We start from the raw sequence: 22,637 nt of genomic DNA, 5'->3' as shown, positions 1-22,637 counted from the left end.
TCATGAAAATCGACATCAAGATCCTGAACGAGCGCATGCGCGACCAGCTGCCCCACTACGCCACGCCGGGCAGCGCCGGCCTCGACCTGCGCGCGTGCCTCGACGCGCCGATCACGCTGGAACCGGGCGAAACGAAGCTCGTGCCGACGGGCCTCGCCATCCACGTGGCCGATCCGGGCTACGCGGCGCTGATCCTGCCGCGCTCGGGCCTTGGCCACAAGCACGGCATCGTGCTCGGCAATCTGGTCGGCCTGATCGACTCGGACTACCAGGGCGAACTGATGATTTCGACCTGGAACCGCGGCCACACCACCTTCACGCTCAACCCGCTCGAGCGCCTTGCGCAGCTCGTGATCGTGCCGGTCGTGCAGGCGCAGTTCAACATCGTCGACGACTTCGAGGCGAGCGAGCGCGGCGCGGGCGGCTTCGGCAGCACGGGCAAGCACTGACCCAGGCGGTTGCGCCGGCAACAAAAAAGCACGCCTTGGCGTGCTTTTTTGCGTTCAGACGGAGGCTTCGGTTCGCTGCGCCGCGCCGGGACGCCGACGATACCAGAGCGCATACACCACCACGAGCACCGCGAGAAACGCGAGGCCGTAGGCCAGCGTCATGCGAAATTCGCGCGTAAAGGCCGTGCCGGCCAGAATGCCGAGCATCAGCAGCGCGCCCAGTACGCTCGTGAACGGGAAGCCCCACATGCGGAACGCAAGCGGCGCGCCGCCTTCGCGCGCCTGGCGCACGCGGAAAAAGATCTGCGTGACGAAGATCATGAACCACGTGAACATCGCGCCGAACATGGCGATCGACATCATCAGCGTGAACGCGGCCTGCGGCAAGAGCGCGTTGAGCACGGCCGCCACCGCAATGCCGATGGTGGACAGCGAAAGCGCCGCCGTCGGCACGCCGTGGCGCGTGAGACGTCCGAACGCCGCCGGTGCATAGCCCGCGCGCGAGAGGCTGAACATCATGCGCGTGGTGATGTAGAGCTGGCTGTTCATGGCCGAGAGCGCCGCCACGAGCACGATGAAATTGATCGCGCCCGCCGCGTAGGGCACGCCGGTTGCGGCCATGACTTTCACGAACGGGCTCTCGTTGCCGCCCGCCTGGGTCCAAGGCACGATGGCGAGCATGAGTGCGAGCGTGAGCAGGTAGAACAGCACGAGGCGCAGCACGGTCGCGCGAAACGCGCGCGTGACGGCGCGCTGCGGGTCCTGCGCCTCGGCAGCCGCCACGGCGATCGTCTCCACGCCCAGGTAGCTGAAGAGCGAGACGATCGTCCCGACCCACACGCCCCACCAGCCTCGCGGCAGCAAGCCGCCGTGCGACGTGTAGTTCGCGAAGCCCACGCCCGAGCCGTCTGGCGCCCGCCACACGAACCATGCACCCAGCACGATAAACGCGACGATGGCCGCGATCTTGAGGCTCGAAAACAGATATTCGATGGTGCCGTACGCGCGCACGCTCATTGCGTTCACAACGATCAGCGCTGCTGAAAATCCGACGATCCAGTAGAGCCCCGGCACGTGGGGCAACCAGAACTTCATGTAGACGGCGATTGCAGCGACCTCGGTGCCCACCGCCAGCACATATGCCGACCAGTACGCATAGCGCACGACGAAGCCGGCGAGCGGCCCGATATAGTGCTCGGCATATGCGCCGAACGAGCCCGATACGGGATGCGCGACGGTCATCTCCGCGAGCGCGCCCATCAACAGCAAGGCGATCAGCGCGCCGATCGCGTAGGAAATGAGCACGCCGGGCCCGGCGAAGGAGATCGCGAAGCCGCTGCCGAGAAAAAGCCCGGTGCCGACTGCGCCGCCGATGGCGATCATCGTCATCTGGCCGGCGGACAAGCCCTGACGCAGCCCCTGTTCGCGCTCGACGATGGCTTCGAACGCGCCCGATTTACGTGGTACCACTGTTACACCCCTGCTTCGCGCGAGCGCTACTCAGCGCTGCGCATCAAGAAAACGCCGACGGCGGACAAACGCGCATTTTACCGGCTGACGGCTGGCGCGCCTGCGCGGCACGGCGCACCCCCTGGACCTGTCAGCGCAAATAAAAACGGCGCAGTCCTTTCGGACTGCGCCGTCTTGCCTGAAGGCTGTTTGCGCAGTAGCGCCGCCGCTTATTCCACTTCGACCGCTTCCGGATTGCGCGGCGCCGGCTGCTCATCGAACGTGAGCTGGACCTTGTCTTCCGCATCGACGTCCACGGTCACGCGCCCGCCGTTCATGAGCTTGCCGAACAGGAGTTCGTCGGCGAGCGCACGGCGGATCGTGTCCTGGATCAGGCGCTGCATCGGCCGCGCGCCCATGAGCGGGTCGAAGCCGTGCTTGGCCAGATGCTTGCGCAGCGCGTCTGTGAAGACCGCGTCGACCTTCTTCTCGTGCAGCTGGTCTTCCAGTTGCATGAGGAACTTGTCGACCACGCGCATGATGATTTCCTCATCGAGCGCACGGAAGCTGATCGTCTGATCGAGCCGGTTGCGGAACTCGGGCGTGAACAGGCGCTTGATATCGGCCAGCTCGTCGCCCTGCTCGCGCCGGGTCGTGAAGCCGATCGTCGACTTGTTCATCGCCTCGGCACCCGCATTCGTCGTCATGATGATGATGACGTTGCGGAAATCCGCCTTGCGGCCGTTGTTGTCGGTCAGCGTGCCGTGGTCCATCACCTGCAGCAGCACGTTGAAGATGTCCGGGTGCGCCTTCTCGATTTCGTCGAGCAGCAGCACGCAGTGCGGCTTCTTCGTGACGGCTTCGGTGAGCAGACCGCCCTGGTCGAACCCGACGTAGCCCGGCGGCGCGCCGATCAGACGGCTCACCGCGTGGCGCTCCATGTACTCGGACATGTCGAAGCGGATCAGTTCGATGCCGAGCGTGAACGCGAGCTGGCGCGCCACTTCGGTCTTGCCGACGCCGGTCGGGCCCGAGAACAGGAACGAGCCGATCGGCTTGTCCGTCTTGCCGAGACCCGCGCGCGCCATCTTGATCGAAGCCGAGAGCGCGTCGATGGCCGGATCCTGGCCGAACACCACGGCCTTGAGATCGCGGTCCAGCGTTTGCAACTTGCTGCGATCGTCCTGCGACACGCTTTGCGCCGGCACGCGCGCGATCTTCGAGATGATTTCCTCGATCTCGCTCTTGCCGATGGTCTTCTTCTGCTTCGACTTCGGCAGGATGCGCTGGGCCGCGCCCGCTTCGTCAATTACGTCGATGGCCTTGTCGGGCAAGTGACGATCGGTGATGAAGCGCGCCGACAGTTCAGCGGCCGCGTTCAGTGCGCCCGACGAATACTTCACGCCGTGGTGCTCTTCGAAGCGCGACTTCAGACCGCGCAGGATCGCCACGGTTTGCTCGACGGTCGGCTCGACCACGTCGACCTTCTGGAAGCGCCGCGACAGCGCCGCGTCCTTCTCGAAGATGCCGCGGTATTCCGTGAACGTCGTCGCGCCGATGCACTTGAGCGTGCCCGACGAGAGCGCCGGCTTGAGCAGGTTCGACGCATCGAGCGTGCCGCCCGACGCGGCACCCGCGCCGATCAGCGTATGAATTTCGTCGATGAACAGAATGGCGTGCGGACGCTCTTTCAGTTCTTTCAGCACCGTTTTGAGGCGTTGCTCGAAGTCGCCGCGATATTTCGTGCCCGCGAGCAGCGCGCCCATGTCGAGCGAATAGACCTGGGCATCCGCGAGAATGTCCGGCACTTCGCCGCGCGTGATGCGCCACGCGAGCCCTTCCGCGATCGCAGTCTTGCCGACACCGGCCTCGCCCACGAGCAGCGGATTGTTCTTGCGGCGGCGGCACAGTACCTGCACCACGCGCTCCACTTCCAGTTCGCGACCGATGAGCGGATCGATCCGGCCGTCCTTCGCCATCTGGTTCAGGTTCTGCGTGAACTGGGCGAGCGGGGTTTCCTTCTGGCCGGCGGCGTCTTCGGCTTCGGCATTCGCGTCGCTGGCCTTGGCGGCTTCGCCGCTGCCCGTCTTCGCGATACCGTGCGAAATGAAATTCACGACATCCAGACGCGTGACGCCCTGCTGCTGCAGGTAGTACACCGCGTGCGAGTCCTTCTCGCCGAAGATGGCAACCAGCACGTTCGCGCCCGTCACTTCCTTCTTACCGTTGGAAGTGGACTGAACGTGCATGATCGCGCGCTGGATCACGCGCTGGAACCCGAGCGTCGGTTGCGTATCGACGTCATCCGTGCCGGGAACCGTAGGGGTATTGTCGTGAATGAAGTTGCGCAGGTTCTGTCGCAGGTCTTCGATATTGGCGGCACACGCGCGCAGCACTTCCGCCGCTGTTGGATTGTCCAACAGCGCCAGCAGCAAATGCTCGACCGTTATGAACTCGTGCCGCGCCTGACGTGCTTCCATGAACGCCATGTGCAGGCTGACTTCCAGTTCCTGGGCAATCATGCTTCCTCCATCACACACTGCAGCGGATGCCCGGCCTGCCGTGCGTGGGTAACGACTTGCTCAACCTTGGTCGACGCGATGTCTCGCGTATAGACCCCACAAACACCCCTGCCCTCGCGATGGACCTTCAACATGATCTGCGTTGCGGTCTCGCGGTCCTTATTGAAATATTCCTGCACGACCATCACGACGAATTCCATCGGCGTGTAGTCGTCATTCATTAGCACGACCTTGTACATGGAGGGCGGTTTGACCTTTTGCTCCTGCCGCTCCAGTACGGTTGAATCCTGCTTGTCCGGGATAATCGCCATACACCCATTCTAAACAACTCGGACAGGCCCGCAATCCTGCCGTCACCTGACCGGCCGGCCGGTGAACCCGGCGCTCCCGACCTGCGACCCGCTGCAAGCAATTCATGCGCCCTGGCCCTGCCCCGATCCCTTGGACCGGCTGCGGGGCCGGTACACAATCCTGCTCTCAGCAGCTTTCACGCCACCGTTGAATCGAGTATCGCACAACCTTGACGTTGCCGTGGGAAGCGACTGTAGGCGCCCGCACGCTCAGTGTCAGATTACATGGTGCGGTGCATCGCATATGCGTCACCTGCGCAAATTTTCAAGACGCTCTCCTGCACGTTGCTTTATGCACCGGTGCTCAGCGTCGGCGAAAAGCAGGAAAAACCCTGGAAATGCGCTCTTTACAACGTGTCAAGGAGCGTCTCAAAATATTCTTGACAGCAGATTAAAGACCCTCAACAATCAAGCTGGCACTTTTTTCAACCGCCTTAAATTCGAAAAAATGCCGTTGGTGAGCTTGTGAGGAGGGGGCGATCGCATCGCGATCGTTTAGCTTTTCGAACTGCTCGTGGTAGTGACATGAGTTACAGGGGAAGTTGGTATGGCAACCGGTACGGTCAAGTGGTTCAACGACGCGAAGGGTTTCGGGTTCATTACGCCGGATGAAGGCGGTGAGGACCTGTTCGCTCACTTTTCGGCTATTCAAATGAATGGCTTCAAGACCCTCAAAGAAGGGCAGAAAGTGAGCTTCGAGGTCGTGCAAGGCCCGAAGGGTAAACAGGCATCGAACATTCAGGCAGCAGCCTGATCCGTTCGATACCCGTACCTTGGAAACCCGGCTTCGGCCGGGTTTCTTTTTGGTGACATGGTTTTTTAACGTTCGCGTGCTAGCTCACCCGCAACGTACCCATCATGCCGAGATCCTCGTGCTCGAGGATGTGGCAATGAAACATGCGGTCGCCCGCCTCATGCTGGACGGTTGCGATGTGCACCGTTTCGCCGGGCCGCACGTTCACCGTGTCGCGCCATGCAAGCAGTTCCTCCTCCTTGCGCGAACCCCCCCGCTCGCGCGCCAGCACCTGATATTGCGTACCGTGCAGATGAAACGGATGATCCATGTCCGTGCCGTTTGCTATCGTCCAGTGCTCGACTTCGCCGCGCCGGCTCGCCAGCGTCACGCGCGCCGGATCGAATGCCGCCCCGTTCACCATGAACTGCATGCCGCGCGGCATGGGCTGCGTGGACGCACCCGGTGCGTGCATCGCTTGCATGTCCATCGCTTCGCTGAACACCACGCTCTTTTTCGGAACCGTTAGAAGACCCGACGAAACGAGGGGCGCAATCTCGCGCAGGCGCAACGGCAGTGCCGATTGCGTCGCGCTCGCCGGTGCGAAGCCAACGCTCGCCAGGATCAGCGATGGCCCCGCAGGCAAGCTGCCGTGCGTCATCGCCATCTTGTGGCGGTCGTATTGAGCGGCAATCAACGACGCACGCGAGGCGCCCTGCCCCGCGCGCACGATCAGCTCCGCCCGTTCGCCCGGCGCGAGCAACAGCGAAGTGACCCCCTCGCGCGGCGCACCCAACAGCCCGCCGTCGGTACCAACCTGCGTAAAGGCGCGGCCGTCGTCGAAGGCGAGTTGCAGATAGCGCGCGTTACAGCCATTCCAGACGCGCCAGCGCTCGTCGCGCACGACCTCGATGTGCGGCTGACGCGCACCGTTCACGAGCACGTACTGACCTTCGCGGCCGTTCATCCAGTCCATCATGCCGTTCGCGGGAATGGTGCCGTCTGCCGCAAGCTTCAGGTCGGACACGAACAGATGCCGCTCGGGCCACGCCGCGAGTGGATCGTCGGCTGCGCGCACGACGAAAGGCCCCGCCAGCCCGCGGAACACCTGCTCCGAACTCAGCATGTGTGGATGCGGGTGATACCAGTAGGTGCCTGCGCTCCCCTGCGGCAGCGTGAAGCGATAGACGTGCTGCTCGCCCGGCGCGACCGGTTTCGACGGATTGCCGTCCTCATCGGGCGGCACGGGCAGGCCGTGCCAGTGAATCGTCGAAGGCTGGGGCAGCCGGTTCACGAAGGTGATTTCGACGGTGTCGCCCTCGCGTACATCGATCAATGGACCGATGACCGGGCCGTCGTTTTCGGCCGCTGCGAGCGCATCGTATTGCCAGAAGACGGTTTGCGGCTTTCCGGGCAACAGCGCACGTGCGGCGGGCTGCGCGACGAGCGTCGCGCGAAATTGGCCCGGCTCGCGGCTCTGGTTGGCGAGCGTGCGCAGCGCGGCAAGCGGCGCGCCGGCGGGCAATGCATCGGCAGGTGCGAGCGAGCCTTGCGCCTGCATCATGCCGCCCGACATCGACGGCGTGTCCGTCATGCCGTGCATGGCGTGCATCGCATCACCCGCACCTTGCGCGAATGCATGGCGCGCGAACAGGGTCGCGGTGGCGGCGCTCAACGCGCCGGATAGAAATGCTCTTCGTTTCATCGATGAAATCCTCATACCTCGTTCATGCCTGGGCACGCGGCGCGCAATAACACGCACGCCGTGCGCGCGGGATTCGTTTCGCTCGCGCAAAGTGCGAGCGACGTAACTCGCCCGGAGCGAGCGGCCCGGCTCAGGCGATTGGAGGAGGTAAAGGAGGCGCGTGCGTAATGCCGGCGCGCAAGGCTGCGGGAAGCACGATAAGCGTGGAACGAACACCGCTGTGAGCGTCGAATGCGCTCACGGCGGAAGGCACGCTGCAATGCGCGCAGCAGCCCGCGACGCAGCAACTCGCGCCGCAACCAGAATGCGAGCCGTGACCGCGCGTGCTCGTCCCGGCGCAACGATCGCTGAGAGCCACGACAACGTGCGGCGTGAGCGCAGCGTGCGCCGTCAGTGCATCGTGCTGCGCGTGCTCGCACGCCATCGCGCCGCGCATGGAAAGCAGCGCGAGCAGGCAGACGAGAAGGAAGCGATAGACGACTGGCACGTTGAACGAAGCTGCGGATGAACTCGATTGACCGTTGCCATGATAGCGCACGGCACACCGGCTTGCGCTCGTCAAATCGCAGCACATGCGGTGATGTCCCAGCTAATCGTGACAGATTTACGGCGAGCCGGATAAAAAAACGGCAGACATTTCGGTCTGCCGGCTTTTGCTACTGGGACAGCGATACGCAGTCTTGCGCCTACATATTCTCGATCATCACCTGCCCAAAGCCCGAGCACGACACCTGCGTCGCCCCTTCCATCAAACGCGCGAAGTCATAGGTCACGCGCTTTTGCAGAATCGACTTCTCCATCGACGCGATGATGAGATTCGCCGCCTCGAACCAGCCGAGATGACGCAGCATCATTTCCGCCGATAGAATTTCGGAGCCCGGATTCACGTAGTCCTTGCCCGCATACTTGGGGGCCGTACCGTGAGTCGCCTCGAACATCGCCACGGAGTCCGAAAGATTCGCACCCGGAGCGATACCGATGCCGCCCACCTGTGCCGCCAGCGCATCGGAAATGTAGTCGCCGTTCAGGTTCAGCGTCGCGATCACGTCGTATTCGGCCGGGCGCAGCAGGATTTGCTGCAGAAAGGCATCGGCGATCACGTCCTTGATCACGATGTCGCCGCCCGTCTTCGGATTCTTGATCTTCATCCACGGACCGCCGTCTATCAGTTCCGCGGCGAACTCCTTCTGCGCGAGCGCGTAACCGTAGTCGCGGAACGCGCCTTCGGTGTACTTCATGATGTTGCCCTTGTGCACGAGCGTGACCGAACGGCGCTCGTTGTCGATGGCATACTGGATGGCCTTGCGCACGAGACGCTCGGTGCCCTCGCGCGACACCGGCTTGACGCCTACGCCAGAACTGTCCGGGAAGCGGATCTTCGTCACACCCATCTCTTCACGCAGGAACTTGATGATCTTCTTCGCGCCTTCGGACTCCGCGGGCCATTCGATGCCCGCATAGATGTCCTCCGAGTTCTCGCGGAAAATGACCATGTTGACCTTCTCCGGCGCGCGCACCGGCGAGGGCACGCCCTTGAAGTACTGCACGGGGCGCAGGCACACGTACAGATCGAGTTGCTGGCGCAGCGCAACGTTGAGCGAACGGATGCCACCGCCAACCGGCGTCGTGAGCGGCCCCTTGATCGACACCACGTATTCCTTCACGACGTCGAACGTTTCTTCGGGCAGCCACACGTCGGGACCGTAGACCCGGGTCGCCTTCTCGCCCGCGTAGATTTCCATCCAGTGAATCTTGCGCTTGCCGCCATAGGCCTTTTCGACTGCCGCATCGACCACCTTCAGCATGACCGGCGTAATGTCCACGCCCGTGCCATCGCCTTCGATGTACGGGATGATCGGCTGGTCCGAGACGTTGAGCGAGAAGTCCGGATTGACGGTGATCTTTTCACCGCCGGTCGGAACCACGATGTGCTGATACGGCATGATCGACTCCAGTAAGGGCAAGGCTGTTGTAGCGGGTGTGACGCGCGCTCGGCGGCTCGCGGCGGCGGCGAAGCCTGTTCGCCCGGCGAGAGCGGGCGGCTTGCCTTGGTGGCGCGAACAGCCCGTCGGCGTGAGGATCTGGCGGCTATTCTAGCCCACGCCTCGCGCATGCGTGGCGCGCCCTTCACACGAACGCCCGCGTAAGGCAAGCCGCTTGCGTCCCCATGGGGCGATCCGGTTCCGCTCGTGTCTTATGTCTTATATAAGACGTAGAAATCCGCGAAACGTAATATGCATTAAGATCTCGGCGCCAGCCAGTCATCCATTCGTACCCTTCGCCCCTCATGCGTTTAATCGCCCTCAATAAACCGTTCGGCACGATCTGTCAGTTTTCCCCGCACGAAACACGTCAGTCTCTCGCGGACTGGGTGAAGGTGCCGGGCGTCTATCCCGCGGGCCGGCTCGACTCCGATAGCGAAGGCCTCCTGCTCCTTACCGACGACGGCGCATTGCAAGCGCGCATTGCCGAACCGAAACGCAAGCTCGTGAAGCGCTATTGGGCGCAAGTAGAAGGCGAAGCCGATGCGGGGGCGCTTGCCGCGCTCGAACGCGGCGTCGATCTCGGTGACTTCGTGACGCAACCGTGCCGAACACGAATCATTGTTGAGCCCGAAAATTTGTGGCCGCGTAATCCGCCGATCCGCTATCGCGCGTCGATACCCACCACTTGGGTCGAGATTGCGATCAGCGAAGGCAAGAACCGGCAGGTGCGGCGCATGACCGCGGCAGTGGGCTATCCAACGTTGCGGCTCGTACGTGTCGCGATCGGCGCGCTCGATATTTTTTCGCTGGGACTCGCACCCGGCGAATGCATCGACGTGCCCATCAATGCGCCCTGGCAGAACACATCGCACAAACCCAAGTGATTGTTGCGCAAGCACTTTTCCCGCGCCGATCGTTTTTTTTCGAATTACGCGGCACGTCCCTCACCTTTCTGTTGCGTCTCGTTACGAAGCAAATGAAAACTTTGCGTCAACCGTCTCACGAGACCATGCGTTATTCGACGCAGATGCCGCCAGAAGCTATCCGGCATTCAGCCTTCAGGGTCCTCGCAGCAATGTGCGGTCCCGACCGCTGGCAGACGCAGAAACTCAAATTCATGTGAATTTGTCGAAAGCGACTGTCAACCGAAAGGTGGATGGCACGTTTACCGACCTGACTCCAAAAACCGGGTCACTTGGTTAATCAACTCAAGCTTGAGGATTCACAACATGAACAAACTGATCGCTGCTCTGGTCGCTGGTCTCTTCGCATCGGCTGCATTCGCACAAGCTTCGGCTCCGGAAGCTGCTTCGGCTGCTCCGGCTGCTGCTGCTTCGGCTGCTCACAAGTCGTCGCACAAGAAGGCACACAAGAAGTCGTCGCACAAGAAGGCAGCGAAGGCTGAAGCCGCTTCGGCAGCTTCGGAGTAAGCTTGTTGTAAGACGCATGAAGCAGCGGCACGCGTTGCCGCTCTTCAGCGCGACGAAAGGCAGAGCGCCGCGAGGCGTTCTGCCTTTTTGTTTGGCTGCCTGAATTTAGCCATTCGTTTCGTCACGCACGCTCGCCGCATCACGTCGATGACGTGTACCGCGACGCGCATTTTGACCCGCTCTGACCTGGTCGCGTAACATGCGCGGATTACCCTACAGCAAGGAGTCTCTCGTGCGATTTTCCCCGCGCTCGTTCTTCGTGCGCTGCGCGCTTGTCGTCGCATTGCCTTTGGCCGCTTTCGCGGCGCTCATGTTCACCGCGACGGCCACGTCGAGCATCGCGCAGGCGCAGCAGATGCCGCCGGGCGCCAGGCAGCCAGGCGAATTTCCGCGCGTGAAGCTCACGGCAGGCATGTTCGTGATCGACGCAGCGGTTGCCGCCAACGACGCGGACCGTGAACAAGGCCTCATGTACCGTTCGCAGCTCGGGCCCAATGAAGGCATGCTGTTCGTGTTCGGCGAAAACGCCGTGCACTGCTTCTGGATGAAGAACACGCTGATCCCGCTGTCGATCGCGTTCATGCGCGCCGACGGCACGATCACCGACATCGACGAGATGCAGGCCGAAACGACCAACAACCACTGCCCGCGCAACAACGGTGTCTTCGCGCTCGAAATGCCCAAGGGCTGGTTCACGGCGAAGGGCATCAAGCCCGGCATGAAGATTGAGGGACTGCCGCCGCTGCAGTAAGCGCGCGGTGACCCAGCGCGCGCCATTCGCGCGCTGCACGAAAAGCGCAAGCCGGCCCCGCACGTACGCGGCGCCGGCTTTTTTTGCGCCCGCCTGGCCGCCCTGCACCGCCTGGCGCCGCTCCGCAGCGCTTTCGCCGCTTCCCGCGCCGCGGCATACGCCCTGCAAAACCGGCGCGCAAGCGCTATCCTATAATTCCCCCGCATGACGCGTGCCACCAGGGCGCGCCCATGCGGCGCATCGGGCCGCGCGCTGGCCGCGCCGCGCGCCGCCCGGCAGCTTCCATGGCGCGTCATTCCAAGGAGATCACCGTGCCTCGCAAGACCCCCATCGAGCGCTATCGCAACATCGGGATCAGCGCTCACATCGACGCCGGCAAAACCACGACGACCGAGCGCATCCTTTTCTACACCGGCGTGAATCACAAGCTCGGCGAGGTTCACGACGGCGCGGCGACCATGGACTGGATGGAGCAGGAACAGGAACGCGGCATCACGATCACCTCGGCCGCGACCACTGCGTTCTGGAAGGGCATGGCCGGCAATTACCCCGAGCACCGCATCAACATCATCGACACCCCGGGGCACGTGGACTTCACGATCGAAGTCGAGCGTTCCATGCGCGTGCTCGACGGCGCGTGCATGGTGTACGACTCCGTGGGCGGCGTGCAGCCGCAGTCGGAAACCGTGTGGCGTCAGGCGAACAAGTACAAGGTGCCGCGCATCGCGTTCGTCAACAAGATGGACCGCGTGGGCGCCGACTTCTTCCGCGTGCAGCGGCAGATCGGCGAGCGCCTGAAGGGCGTAGCCGTGCCTATCCAGATTCCGGTGGGCGCGGAAGATCACTTCCAGGGCGTGGTCGATCTCGTGAAGATGAAGGCGATCGTCTGGGACGACGAGAGCCAGGGGGTGAAGTTCGAGTACGAGGAGATTCCCGCGAATCTCGTCGAACTCGCGCACGAGTGGCGCGAGAAGATGGTCGAAGCCGCCGCCGAAGCCGACGAAACCCTGCTCGAAAAGTACCTTCACGATCACGAAAGCCTGACCGAAGAGGAAATCAAGGGCGGCCTGCGCAAGCGCACGATCGCCAACGAGATCGTGCCGATGCTCTGTGGCAGCGCATTCAAGAACAAGGGCGTGCAGGCCATGCTCGACGCCGTGATCGACTACCTCCCCTCGCCGGTTGACGTGCCCGCGATTCTCGGCCACGACCTCCACGACAAGGAAATCGAGCGCCACCCGAGCGACGAAGAGCCGTTCTCCGCGCTCGCCTTCAAGATCATGACCGACCCGTTCGTCGGCCAGCTGATCTTCTTCCGCGTCTATTCGGGCGTGGTGAACTCGGGCGACACGGTGCTCAACGCGACCAAGGACAAGAAGGAGCGCCTCGGCCGCATCCTGCAGATGCACGCGAACGAGCGCAAGGAAATCAAGGAAGTTCGCGCGGGCGACATCGCTGCCGCCGTGGGCCTGAAGGAAGCGACGACGGGCGACACGCTCTGCGATCCGGCGCATGCCATCGTGCTCGAAAGGATGATCTTCCCCGAGCCAGTGATCTCGCAGGCCGTCGAGCCGAAGACCAAGGCCGACCAGGAAAAGATGGGCATCGCGCTCAATCGCCTCGCGCAGGAAGACCCCTCGTTCCGCGTGCAGACCGATGAAGAGTCCGGCCAGACCATCATCTCGGGCATGGGCGAACTGCACCTCGAAATTCTCGTCGACCGCATGAAACGCGAGTTCGGCGTGGAGGCGACCGTAGGCAAGCCGCAGGTCGCGTATCGCGAGACCGTGAAGAACAAGGTCGAGGACATCGAAGGCAAGTTCGTCAAGCAGTCGGGCGGACGCGGCCAGTATGGCCACGCCGTCATCACGCTCGAACCGCAGACGCCGGGCAAGGGCTACGAGTTCGTCGACGCCATCAAGGGCGGCGTGATTCCGCGCGAGTTCATCCCGGCGGTCGACAAGGGCATTCAGGAAACGCTCAAGGCAGGCGTGCTCGCGGGCTACCCGGTGGTCGACACGAAGGTCACGCTCACGTTCGGCTCGTACCACGACGTGGACTCGAACGAAAACGCGTTCCGCATGGCCGGCTCGATGGCCTTCAAGGAAGCGATGCGCAAGGCCAAGCCGATCCTGCTCGAACCGATGATGGCCGTGGAAGTGGAGACGCCCGAGGACTTCATGGGCAACGTGATGGGCGATCTGTCGAGCCGTCGCGGCATCGTACAGGGCATGGAGGACATCGCGGGTGGCGGCGGCAAGATCGTGCGCGCCGAAGTGCCGCTCTCGGAGATGTTCGGCTACTCCACGTCGCTGCGCTCGCTCACGCAAGGCCGCGCCACCTACACGATGGAGTTCAAGCACTACGCGGAAACGCCGCAGAACGTGGCCGAAGCGGTCATCAACGCGAAGAAGGCGTAAGTCAGGCGACGTGCAGGCGTTACTGTGCACACGAAGGCCCGTCCCCTGCGGACGGGCTTTTTTGCATGCGCGCGGCGCAATTTTGACCATGCCACAATGCGGCGATGACGCTGCGCCGCCCACAGTCAAGGAGACACGACGATGAGTCACGAGCACGACCACGAACACCCTCATGAACACGCTCACGACGACGCACCGATCGACTGGCGCGAGAACGGCGTCAAGGTGATACGCGGCGATCAGCTCGACACGAACACGGCGCAAACGCCCGGCATGAACCGCGCGGCCGCGATCAACGCGGCGCGCGTGGGCGCGCAGAAGATCTGGGCGGGCACGGTGACGATCCATCCGAACGCGAAGACCGGCGCGCATCATCACGGCGCGCTGGAAAGCGTGATCTACGTCGTACGCGGTCACGCGCGCATGCGCTGGGGCGAGCATCTGGAGTTCACGGCCGAGGCGGGCCCGGGCGACTTCATCTTCGTGCCGCCTTACGTGCCGCACCAGGAGATCAACGCGAGCACCGACGATCCGCTCGAATGCGTGCTCGTGCGCAGCGACAACGAGGCCGTCGTGGTGAACCTGAACATCGACGCTGTCGAAGCCCCGGAAACCGTGTACTGGGTCGATCCCATCCACCGTCATCCACACGACCATTGAGCGCCCGGCAGGCCATTCCGCCTTGCACGACGCAATAACGCACTGACGATGCCCACCGCCTCGCTCCGCGCCCGCCTGATTCCGCTCTATGCCGCGCTCATCGCCGCCAATCTCGGCGCGTGGGCGTGGGCGCTGATCGCGTTTCGGCACTATCCCCTGCTGCTCGGCACCGCGTTGCTCGCCTATGGCTTCGGCCTGCGTCACGCGGTGGACGCCGACCATATCGCCGCCATCGACGCCGTCACGCGCAAGCTCATGCAGCAGGGCCAGCGCCCGCTCGGCGTGGGACTCGCGTTCTCGCTCGGCCATTCGACGGTCGTGATCGCCGCCACGCTCGGCATCGCGCTCACGGCGCTCTCGCTGCATGGCCGCTTCGAGCAGTACCACGAGATCGGCTCGACCATCGGCACGCTCGTCTCGTCGACGTTCCTGCTCGTGCTCGCGGGCCTGAACCTCGTGATCCTGCGCGACGTGTGGATACGTTACCGCCGCGCACAGCAAGGCGACGACGCAGCACTCGCCGCCGGCGCGCCCGCGCCCGCCGGCCTCCTCTCGCGCGCGCTGCGGCCGCTCTTCGCGCTCGTCACCAGGAGCTGGCACCTGTACCCCGTGGGCGTGCTGTTCGGCCTCGGCTTCGACACGGCCACCGAAATCGGCCTGCTTGCAATCGCCGCCGCAGAAGCGGGCAAGGGCCTGCCGATCTATTCGATCCTCGTATTCCCCGCGCTCTTCACGGCGGGCATGACGCTCGTCGATTCCACCGACAACGTGTTGATGGTTCATGCCTACGGCTGGGCGATGGACGATCCCAGGCGCAAGCTCTACTACAACGCGAGCATCACGTTCGTCTCGGCGCTCGTGGCGATCGTGATCGGCGGCGTGGAAGCGCTCGGACTCATCGCCGACAAGCTCGGCGCGAGCGGCGGCGCGTGGGCGCTCATCGCAGGTCTCAACGAGCGCTTCAGCGAGCTGGGCTACGGCATCGTCGCGGCATTCATCGCCTGCTGGATCGGCTCGGTGCTGTTCCATCGCTGGCGCCGGCCCGCCGCTGCCCGTTAGAACATTCCCCCTCTCACGACTGCACGGCGCGCCCCGCGCGCGCAACCCCGCGAAACCCCTACCCTTCGCCTCGTTTGCCGAAAGCGCGTAAACTAGGCCCAGCTATTGACTCCGATAGCCCCGTCAATCGTTTCACTTTGCTGCACCCATTCGTCGTCTGCCGTACCGCATGCCGCCGTCGCGCAAAGCCCCCGGGCCTCGCGCGTCCCCTGAACGGAAAACGCACGGAAACCCGCACCGATGAAACGACCGCAGTCCCGCCGTCCGCATGGCGTGTCCAAGCCGTCCCGCCTCGAAGCGCTGCGCCCTCGGGCCGGCGATCACGGCAACCACGCACTCGACGAATTCGCTGCCGGCCGCCTCACGCGCCGTGAGCTGCTGCGCTATGCCAGCGCGGTAGGCCTCACAGCGCTGCCCGGGTTGGCGGGACTCGCCGTGCCGCGCAGCGCGCACGCCCAGGGCGCGGCAAAGCCCGGCGAGCAGACGATCCGTGTAGCGCACCTGATGCCCGCGGGCGCCGTCGATCCGCTCACCGTGACCGATGCGGGCGCGCTGTGTCTCTTGAACCAGACCGGCGAATTCCTCGCCAACGACGACGCGCAAGGCCATCTGCAACCCGCGCTCGCGCTCTCCTGGCAAGCCAACGCCAAAGCAGACGTCTGGACGTTCAAGCTGCGCCCCAACGTGAAATTCCACGACGGCCAGCCGTTCGGCGCGAAGGACGTGGTGGCGACGTTCGATCGCCTCGCCGACCCGGCAACAGGCTCGGCGGCGCTCTCGGTGCTCAAGGGCGTGCTCTCCAAAGGCGGCACGAAGGCTGTCGACGATCACACGGTCGAGTTCCACCTCGACGCGCCCAACGGCAACTTCGCCTACTACGTTTCCTCGGACAACTACAACGCCGTGATGCTGCCCGCCAACTATGCGGGCAATTACGAAAAGAGCTTTATCGGCACCGGGCCGTTCAAGCTCGATAAATTCGAGGCGCGGCGCGGCGCGAGCTTCGTGCGCAATCCCGACTATTGGGGCGAAAAGGCGCTGCCCGCGCGCGTGGAGTTCGCCTTCTACGCGGACGAGCAGGCGCAGTTGCTCGCGCTGCAAGGCCACCAGGCCGATGTGATGGGCACCTTCACCGTGCAGGGCGGCATCGGCATCCTGAACAATCCCGACTTCAAGGTGATCGGCGTGCGCTCCAGCGCACATCGCCAGATCCACATGCGCAACGACTCGCCTGCGTTCAAGGACAAGCGCGTACGCCAGGCGCTCGCGCTTGCGCTCGATCGCGACGTGCTCGTGCGCGGGCTGTTCAAGGGCCGAGCCGTGGTGGGCAACGACAGTCCGTTCGCGCCCATCTTCCCTTCCACGGCGACCGACGTGCCCCAGCGCAAGATCGATGTCGCGAAGGCACGCCAGTTGCTCGCCCAGGCGGGCGTGGCCAACGGCTTTGACGTGACGCTCACCACCGAGAAGTACATGGAAATCCCGGACCTCGCTGTGGTCGTGCAGAACGCGGCGAAGGCGGTCGGCATTCGCATCACGCTCAAGGTGGAGAGCCAGTCGCAGTACTACGGCGCGGGCACGTTCGGCAAATCGGACTGGCTCGACTCGCCGCTCGGCATTACCGACTATGGACACCGCGGCGTGCCGAACGTGTTCCTCAACGCGCCGCTCACTTCGGGCGGCACGTGGAATGCTGCCCACTTTCGCAACGCGCAGTACGACAAGCTGGTCGCGCAGTTCGCGGCGACGCTCGACGTGGCGGCCCAGAAGCAGGTGGCGAGACAGATCCAGACGCTGCTGCTCGACGAGACGCCCGTGATCGTCCCGTACTTCTACGACCAGTTGATCGCACAGCGCGCCGTTCTTTCGGGTGTGCGCTTCACGGCGCTCGCCCAGCTCTATTTCGACCGCGCGACGCTCGCCGCCTGAACCGGCCCAAGCGCACCCGAAACGGAGGTCCGATGGCTACTCCGCTCCCGCCCATATCGAATCCGGCCGGCACCGCGCGCGCCTTCGCCCCGCGCGCGGGCGTCGCGCGCTTTCTCGGCCGGCGCGCCGCCTGGGCGATCTTCACGCTCTGGCTGCTCTCGGTGCTTGTGTTCGCGGGCGGCCAGCTGCTGCCCGGCGACATCGGCCGCGCCGTGCTGGGCCCGCTCGCCGACGCGCGCGCCGTGGCCGCGCTCAATCACGAGCTGGGCGCGGACCGGCCGGTGCTCGACCAGTACGTTTCGTGGATCACGCATGCGCTGCGCGGCGACTTCGGCATGTCCTGGAGCTACAAGCAGCCCGTCGCGCCGTTCGTGGGCGAAGCGCTCCTGCAGTCGGCCAGGCTCGGCCTGCTCGCGTTCGTGGTGGTGGTGCCGCTCGGCATTGCGGGCGGCGTATGGGCGGCGCTCCACGAAGGCCGCCTGATCGACCGCGCGATCAGCTCGGGCGGGCTGTGCGCGAGCGCCGTGCCGGAGTTCGTCTCGTCGATCGTGCTGATCCTCATCTTCGGCGTGTGGCTGCGCTGGCTGCCCATCGAGGCCACCGCGCCCGGCGGCGCGGGCACGCTCGAGCAATTGCGGCATCTCGTGCTGCCCGTGCTGCCGCTCGTCCTCGTGTTCTTCGGCTATCTCGCGCGCATCGCGCGCGCGGGCACGATCACGGCGCTCGACGCCGACTACACGCGCACCGCGATTCTCAAGGGGCTGCCGAGCCATGTCGTGATCGTGCGGCACGTGCTGCGCAATGCGCTATTGCCCAGCGTGACGGTGGCGGCCACGCAGCTCGGTTATCTGATCGGCGGGCTCGTGGTGGTCGAATCGCTGTTCCGCTATCCGGGCGTGGGCTCCCTCATCTTCAACGCCGCGAAGGCCAAGGACTTCCCGTTGCTCGAAGCGGGCGTGCTCGCGGTAGGCGCGGTCTATACGCTCGCCAATCTCGCCGCCGACGCCCTGCACGCGTTGCTCGACCCGCGCCTGCGCGCGCCGGGAGGTGCATGAACGATATGGCATCCGAATCAATTTCGCCGGACGACGAACCGGGAGAAGAAGCGCTCGCCGACACGCGTTGGCGCGACACGCTGCATCTGCTGCTGCGCTCGCCCTCGTTCGTCGCGGGAGCGCTGATCCTCGTATGGTGGATCGTCTGCGCACTCGCGGGCCAGTGGTTCGCGCCGCACGACGCCTATGCGTCCGATCCGCTCAGCTCGCTCCTGCCGCCGGACCATACGCACTGGTGCGGCACCGATCAACTCGGCCGCGACATCTGTTCGCGCGTGATCGTGGGCGCGCGCGACATCCTCACGATCGCGCCGCTCGCCACGCTCGTCGGCACGCTCGCGGGCGCGGCGCTCGGGCTCGTCACGGGCTACTTCGAAGGCGTCTTCGGCACGCTCGTCGCACGCACGCTAGACGCCGTTCTAGCGCTGCCGCTCGTGATCGTCGCGCTACTCGTGCTCGCGGCCGTTGGCGCCTCGAACCTTGCCGTGGTGCTCGTGATCGGCATTACGTTCGCGCCGCTCATCGCGCGCACGGTGCGCGCGGCGGTGCTCGCCGAGCGCCATCTCGACTACGTGGCGGCGGCTCGCCTGCGCGGCGCGAATGCGTTCGCCGTGATGTTCACGGAGATCCTGCCGAACGTGTGGCCGCCCATCGTCGTCGAGGCGACAGTGCGTCTCGGCTACGCGATCTTCGCGGTGGCGACGCTCTCGTTCCTCGGCTTCGGCATCCAGCCGCCGTCCGCCGACTGGGGGCTCGCGCTCGCCGAGTCGTACACGCTGCTCGCGGGCGGCGCATGGTGGACCGTGGCGTTCGACGCGCTCGCCATCGCCTCGCTCGTGGTCGCCGTGAACCTGATCGCCGACAGCCTGCGCGAGGTGCTCCAATCGTGAACCGCCCCGCTTCTTCACGCCCCGCTCTCGCCACTTTCAGCACGCCGCGCGACGACGACGCGCTCGCGCTCGTCGGCCTCACCGTCGCTTACCGCGTGCGCGGTCGCGATCGCGACGTGCTCACCGACATCTCGCTGCGCATCCGGCGCGGCGAAGCGTATGGGCTCGTCGGCGAGTCGGGCTGCGGCAAGTCGACGGTCGCGCTCGCCGCACTGCGCTATCTCCCGCGCAATGGCCGCGTGAAGGCCGGGCGCATCGCGATTGCCGGCGACGACGTGCTCGCGCTCGACGCCGAGGGCCTGCGCAGACTGCGCGCCAATGCCGTTTCGATGGTCTATCAGGACCCCGCCAGCGCGCTAAACCCCACGCTCACGATTGCCCGACAGCTGAACGAAGCGTTCGAAGCCGCAGGCGCCGACGCCAGCGTGGCCCGCTCGCGCTCGCACGCGATGCTCGAACGTGTGCGCATTGCCGATCCGGGCCGCGTGCTGGCGAGCTATCCGCATCAGCTCTCGGGCGGCATGCAGCAGCGCGTGGTGATCGCGATGGCGCTCGCGTCGAACCCCGAGCTCCTGATCCTCGACGAACCGACCACGGGCCTCGACGCCACCGTCGAGGCGGAGGTGCTCGACCTCATCGCGAAGCTGCGTGCGGAGCTGGGCATGGCGGTGCTGCTCATCAGTCACGACCTCGCGGTGATCGGGCGCATGTGCGAACGCGTGGGCGTGCTCTACGCGGGGCGGCTCGTGGAGGAAGGCGCCACGCGCGACGTGTTCGAGCGCGCGCGCCATCCGTACACGGTCGGCCTGCTGCGCTGCCTGCCGGCGCAGGGCCGCAACAAGCATGCGGGTGCACTCGATACGATACCGGGCGAGTTGCCAGCGCCTGGCGCGAGTGCGCCCGGCTGCATCTACGCACCGCGCTGTCGCCTGGCCGACGCGCGTTGCCGCGTGGAAGCGCCGCCGCCGCATCGCATGACGTCGCCGCACGGCGAGCAGATGTCGCGCTGCCACTATCACGAACGCGCGATGGAATTGCCGTTCGGGAATCTGATCGGAGGCGGCGACGGCTCGCTGATCTCGAGCGATGGTCCGTCGAATGGCGAAGCCGAACCGCGCATCGTGTTGCGCGCGCTCGACGTCTCGCGCACTTTCGGACACGGCGCGCAAGCCGTACGCGCGTTGGATGGCGTATCGATCGAACTGCATGCGGGCGAGACGCTCGGCGTCGTGGGCGAATCGGGCAGCGGCAAGACGACGCTCGCGCGTATGCTGCTCGGCCTGCATGCGCCGGACGCGGGCGGGGCCGTCGAGCTAGACGGCAAGCGCCTGCACGCTCACGTTGCGCGACGCCGAGCCGACGAGCGCGCGGCGCTGCGCGTCGTGTTCCAGCATCCGGACGCGTCGCTCAATCGCGCGCTGCCCGTGAAACGGCTGATCGAGCGCGCGCTGTCCCGGACGCACGGCGGCACGCCGGCAGGCCCCCAGCCCTCAGACGAATCGCGCATCGCGGGACTGCTCGAAGCCGTGCGCGTGCCGGCGCGGTATCTCGTGGCGCGCGCGCGGCAACTTTCGGGCGGCCTCAAGCAGCGCGTGGCGATCGCCCAGGCGTTCGCGGGCGAGCCGCGCATCGTGATCTGCGACGAACCCACCTCGGCGCTCGACGTCTCCGTGCAGGCCGCGATTCTCAACCTGCTCGCACGCCTGCAGCGCGAACGCGGCGTGAGCTACCTGTTCATTTCGCACGACCTCGATGTCGTGCGCTATCTCGCCGATCGCATCGTCGTTCTCTACGCGGGCCGTGTCGTGGAGAGCGGGCCGGCCGGCGCGGTGTTCGACGGCCCCTGGCATCCGTATACAGAAACGCTACTGGCTGCACGCGCGCTCGGAGCGGCAACGGCCAACGGCGCGACGGCCGCGGGGCGCGGCTGCATTTTCAGCGCGCACTGCCCGCGCAAGCTCGGCGCCATTTGCGACGAAGCACCCCCACCGCTTACCGACGCGGGCGGCGGCCATCGCATTCTCTGCCACATTCCCGTAGACGAATTGCGCGCACAACAGAGCGCCACCACAGATACACAAGCGGCGACCTGACGGAGCGATAGCGTGCGTATCGCATCCGGCTTCGTTGCGCTGTCCGCTTTCGCAACGCGAATCGCGCCCTTCAGCGCGCGCGTTTCATCGCCGTAACGTTTTCCGCATTTTTTCCGTCGCGCGGCCGACACATCAATTGTCAAGTCCGCCCCGCACGCCTCTCCCCGGCCGATGGCACAAAACTGGCTACATCGGCATCAGGCATCCGGCCGCTGCAATCCAGTGCAATCCGCCCCAGCACGCGCGGGGCGTCGCACCGGGCGGACGAATGACCGGTAGCTCGACGCGCTTGTAATCTGCCGTCCCATGCTAATGGGTTCCGGCAATCAACAAGTAGTCCTGCGTAAACCGGTCATCCTGCGCGCGGCCAGACCGGGTGCCTTTTGTCTGGCGAGTACCGCTCCAGCCGGATCGAACCCAATACACCGGCGCGAAGCGGGTTGTGAGTCTGACGGAGTCGGCGCACGCGCACAACGTGTGCGGCCTGCACGGGGGCATGGGAGACGACAGCGCATCACGCTGGCGCCTTGCGGGGGAGAACAAGATGAAAAAGACCAACGTTCATCAGTACTGCTATTGGATAAGACAGGGAGCAGCCATGTGCGCGGTGGGCGCGGGCGTTTTGTTCCCGGCGATCTCTGCGCACGCCGCAGGCGATGCCATCAATCCGGTGATCCTGCTCGCCGATGCACCTCTGCCGGCGAGCGGGGCCGAGGGGTTAGGGGCTTTCGGCGCGCCGGTTGCTGCGGATTCGCCTGCCGCCAGCATCCCGTCGAAAACTGATTCGGAGTCCGATTCGGTCACGCTGGCGAGCGACGTTTCTAACGTGTTCGCACCGAACGACTGCATTAGCCGGACGGGCAGCGCGTGTTTCCGGGGCAACGGCGGCAGCGGCGGCCATGGGGGCCTGGGTTCGTCGAGCGGCAGCGACGGCAGCAACGGCGGCGGTGCGGGCGGCGCGACGGCCAGCACGGGGGGCTTGGCCGCAGCGGCAGCTCTGGCGTGGGAGGGACGGGACCGAGCGGCTCGGGAGGCGGTTCCAGCAACTCCGGCGGCGGCAAAGGCGGTGGTGGGAAAGGCGGCGGCGGTAACAACGGCGGGGGCAACAGCGGTGGGAGTAACGCGGGTGGCAGCAACAGCGGCGGTGGCAATAACGG

The 22,637-nt window shown here is 65.0% G+C and carries 18 protein-coding genes and 1 pseudogene; 14 read left to right on the top strand and 5 right to left on the bottom strand.

Features of this window, described 5'->3' with window-relative positions; all coding sequences use genetic code 11:
- Positions 1 to 2: 2 nt before the first annotated feature.
- Positions 3 to 449 (top strand): dUTP diphosphatase, encoded by a 447-nt coding sequence (dut, locus tag M3I53_RS11095; RefSeq protein ID WP_028205273.1) that lies wholly within the window; start codon positions 3 to 5, stop codon positions 447 to 449.
- Positions 450 to 503: 54 nt separating this feature from the next.
- Here the strand turns inward: dut and M3I53_RS11090 are convergent, their stop codons facing one another.
- From M3I53_RS11090 to clpS, 3 genes are all read right to left on the bottom strand, one after another.
- Entirely contained in the window at positions 504 to 1,919 is a 1,416-nt protein-coding gene (locus M3I53_RS11090; protein WP_254315993.1) for an amino acid permease, read from the bottom strand.
- 209 nt (positions 1,920 to 2,128) lie between these two features.
- A complete protein-coding gene (clpA, locus tag M3I53_RS11085) occupies positions 2,129 to 4,420 on the bottom strand; it encodes an ATP-dependent Clp protease ATP-binding subunit ClpA (protein ID WP_069262762.1) in 2,292 nt (763 codons plus the stop codon).
- Positions 4,417 to 4,731 (bottom strand): ATP-dependent Clp protease adapter ClpS, encoded by a 315-nt coding sequence (gene clpS / locus M3I53_RS11080; RefSeq protein WP_028213389.1) that lies wholly within the window; start codon positions 4,729 to 4,731, stop codon positions 4,417 to 4,419. The genes clpA and clpS overlap by 4 nt, the downstream gene beginning before the upstream one ends.
- Before the next feature lie 586 nt (positions 4,732 to 5,317).
- On the opposite strand from clpS, the gene cspD reads away from it, so the two are divergent.
- Positions 5,318 to 5,524 carry a cold shock domain-containing protein CspD gene (cspD, locus tag M3I53_RS11075; RefSeq protein WP_017776809.1) on the top strand — a complete coding sequence of 69 codons (207 nt, stop codon included), beginning with the start codon at positions 5,318 to 5,320 and terminating at the stop codon, positions 5,522 to 5,524.
- 79 nt (positions 5,525 to 5,603) lie between these two features.
- Here the strand turns inward: cspD and M3I53_RS11070 are convergent, their stop codons facing one another.
- On the bottom strand, positions 5,604 to 7,208 hold the full coding sequence (locus tag M3I53_RS11070; protein WP_254315992.1) for a multicopper oxidase family protein: 1,605 nt from the start codon (positions 7,206 to 7,208) through the stop codon (positions 5,604 to 5,606).
- 313 nt (positions 7,209 to 7,521) lie between these two features.
- Here M3I53_RS11070 and M3I53_RS11065 point away from each other — a divergent pair, with 313 nt between their 5' ends.
- On the top strand, positions 7,522 to 7,716 hold the full coding sequence (locus tag M3I53_RS11065) for a hypothetical protein (protein ID WP_254315991.1): 195 nt from the start codon (positions 7,522 to 7,524) through the stop codon (positions 7,714 to 7,716).
- A gap of 178 nt (positions 7,717 to 7,894) precedes the next feature.
- Here the strand turns inward: M3I53_RS11065 and icd are convergent, their stop codons facing one another.
- The gene (gene icd, locus M3I53_RS11060) at positions 7,895 to 9,151 is read right to left on the bottom strand and encodes an NADP-dependent isocitrate dehydrogenase (RefSeq protein ID WP_254315990.1); all 1,257 of its coding nucleotides are present in this window, start codon (positions 9,149 to 9,151) and stop codon (positions 7,895 to 7,897) included.
- Positions 9,152 to 9,495: 344 nt separating this feature from the next.
- Here icd and M3I53_RS11055 point away from each other — a divergent pair, with 344 nt between their 5' ends.
- The 11 genes and pseudogenes from M3I53_RS11055 to M3I53_RS11005 form a co-directional block, all read left to right on the top strand.
- A complete protein-coding gene (locus M3I53_RS11055) occupies positions 9,496 to 10,077 on the top strand; it encodes a pseudouridine synthase (protein WP_254315989.1) in 582 nt (193 codons plus the stop codon).
- Positions 10,078 to 10,422: 345 nt separating this feature from the next.
- Positions 10,423 to 10,623 carry a hypothetical protein gene (locus tag M3I53_RS11050; RefSeq protein ID WP_028213393.1) on the top strand — a complete coding sequence of 67 codons (201 nt, stop codon included), beginning with the start codon at positions 10,423 to 10,425 and terminating at the stop codon, positions 10,621 to 10,623.
- A gap of 232 nt (positions 10,624 to 10,855) precedes the next feature.
- Positions 10,856 to 11,374, top strand: a complete 519-nt coding sequence (locus tag M3I53_RS11045) for a DUF192 domain-containing protein (protein ID WP_375542498.1) — start codon at positions 10,856 to 10,858, stop codon at positions 11,372 to 11,374.
- 311 nt (positions 11,375 to 11,685) lie between these two features.
- Positions 11,686 to 13,794, top strand: coding sequence for an elongation factor G (fusA, locus tag M3I53_RS11040; protein WP_309249517.1), 2,109 nt, complete (start codon positions 11,686 to 11,688; stop codon positions 13,792 to 13,794).
- A 141-nt stretch (positions 13,795 to 13,935) separates the two neighbouring features.
- Complete coding sequence (locus M3I53_RS11035) at positions 13,936 to 14,454, top strand: cupin domain-containing protein (RefSeq protein WP_254315987.1); 519 nt, start codon at positions 13,936 to 13,938, stop codon at positions 14,452 to 14,454.
- 48 nt (positions 14,455 to 14,502) lie between these two features.
- Complete coding sequence (locus tag M3I53_RS11030) at positions 14,503 to 15,513, top strand: HoxN/HupN/NixA family nickel/cobalt transporter (RefSeq protein ID WP_254315986.1); 1,011 nt, start codon at positions 14,503 to 14,505, stop codon at positions 15,511 to 15,513.
- A gap of 240 nt (positions 15,514 to 15,753) precedes the next feature.
- Positions 15,754 to 17,442 (top strand): ABC transporter substrate-binding protein, encoded by a 1,689-nt coding sequence (locus tag M3I53_RS11025; RefSeq protein WP_254315985.1) that lies wholly within the window; start codon positions 15,754 to 15,756, stop codon positions 17,440 to 17,442.
- A 32-nt stretch (positions 17,443 to 17,474) separates the two neighbouring features.
- Positions 17,475 to 18,497, top strand: a complete 1,023-nt coding sequence (locus M3I53_RS11020) for an ABC transporter permease (RefSeq protein ID WP_254315984.1) — start codon at positions 17,475 to 17,477, stop codon at positions 18,495 to 18,497.
- Complete coding sequence (locus M3I53_RS11015) at positions 18,494 to 19,387, top strand: ABC transporter permease (RefSeq protein WP_375542497.1); 894 nt, start codon at positions 18,494 to 18,496, stop codon at positions 19,385 to 19,387. Before M3I53_RS11020 ends, M3I53_RS11015 begins: the two co-directional genes overlap by 4 nt.
- Positions 19,384 to 21,480 carry an ABC transporter ATP-binding protein gene (locus M3I53_RS11010; protein ID WP_254315983.1) on the top strand — a complete coding sequence of 699 codons (2,097 nt, stop codon included), beginning with the start codon at positions 19,384 to 19,386 and terminating at the stop codon, positions 21,478 to 21,480. The genes M3I53_RS11015 and M3I53_RS11010 overlap by 4 nt, the downstream gene beginning before the upstream one ends.
- A 544-nt stretch (positions 21,481 to 22,024) precedes the next feature.
- A pseudogene (locus tag M3I53_RS11005) lies at positions 22,025 to 22,637 on the top strand (hypothetical protein); the annotation flags it as partial.

Source organism: Paraburkholderia sp. CNPSo 3272 (genome assembly GCF_024206495.1).
Lineage (GTDB): Bacteria > Pseudomonadota > Gammaproteobacteria > Burkholderiales > Burkholderiaceae > Paraburkholderia.
Note: the sequence above shows the minus strand (reverse complement) of the source record. Positions and strands in the feature narration are given on the sequence as shown.

Excerpts from the sequence above, each read along its gene's own strand:
- clpA (WP_069262762.1), bottom strand. The coding sequence starts at position 4,420 with ATGATTGCCCAGGAACTGGAAGTCAGCCTGCACATGGCGTTCATGGAA.
- clpS (WP_028213389.1), bottom strand. The coding sequence starts at position 4,731 with ATGGCGATTATCCCGGACAAGCAGGATTCAACCGTACTGGAGCGGCAG.
- M3I53_RS11030 (WP_254315986.1), top strand. The coding sequence starts at position 14,503 with ATGCCCACCGCCTCGCTCCGCGCCCGCCTGATTCCGCTCTATGCCGCG.
- M3I53_RS11050 (WP_028213393.1), top strand. The coding sequence starts at position 10,423 with ATGAACAAACTGATCGCTGCTCTGGTCGCTGGTCTCTTCGCATCGGCT.
- M3I53_RS11020 (WP_254315984.1), top strand. The coding sequence starts at position 17,475 with ATGGCTACTCCGCTCCCGCCCATATCGAATCCGGCCGGCACCGCGCGC.
- M3I53_RS11035 (WP_254315987.1), top strand. The coding sequence starts at position 13,936 with ATGAGTCACGAGCACGACCACGAACACCCTCATGAACACGCTCACGAC.
- cspD (WP_017776809.1), top strand. The coding sequence starts at position 5,318 with ATGGCAACCGGTACGGTCAAGTGGTTCAACGACGCGAAGGGTTTCGGG.
- M3I53_RS11015 (WP_375542497.1), top strand. The coding sequence starts at position 18,494 with ATGAACGATATGGCATCCGAATCAATTTCGCCGGACGACGAACCGGGA.
- dut (WP_028205273.1), top strand. The coding sequence starts at position 3 with ATGAAAATCGACATCAAGATCCTGAACGAGCGCATGCGCGACCAGCTG.
- icd (WP_254315990.1), bottom strand. The coding sequence starts at position 9,151 with ATGCCGTATCAGCACATCGTGGTTCCGACCGGCGGTGAAAAGATCACC.
- M3I53_RS11055 (WP_254315989.1), top strand. The coding sequence starts at position 9,496 with ATGCGTTTAATCGCCCTCAATAAACCGTTCGGCACGATCTGTCAGTTT.
- M3I53_RS11025 (WP_254315985.1), top strand. The coding sequence starts at position 15,754 with ATGAAACGACCGCAGTCCCGCCGTCCGCATGGCGTGTCCAAGCCGTCC.
- M3I53_RS11070 (WP_254315992.1), bottom strand. The coding sequence starts at position 7,208 with ATGAAACGAAGAGCATTTCTATCCGGCGCGTTGAGCGCCGCCACCGCG.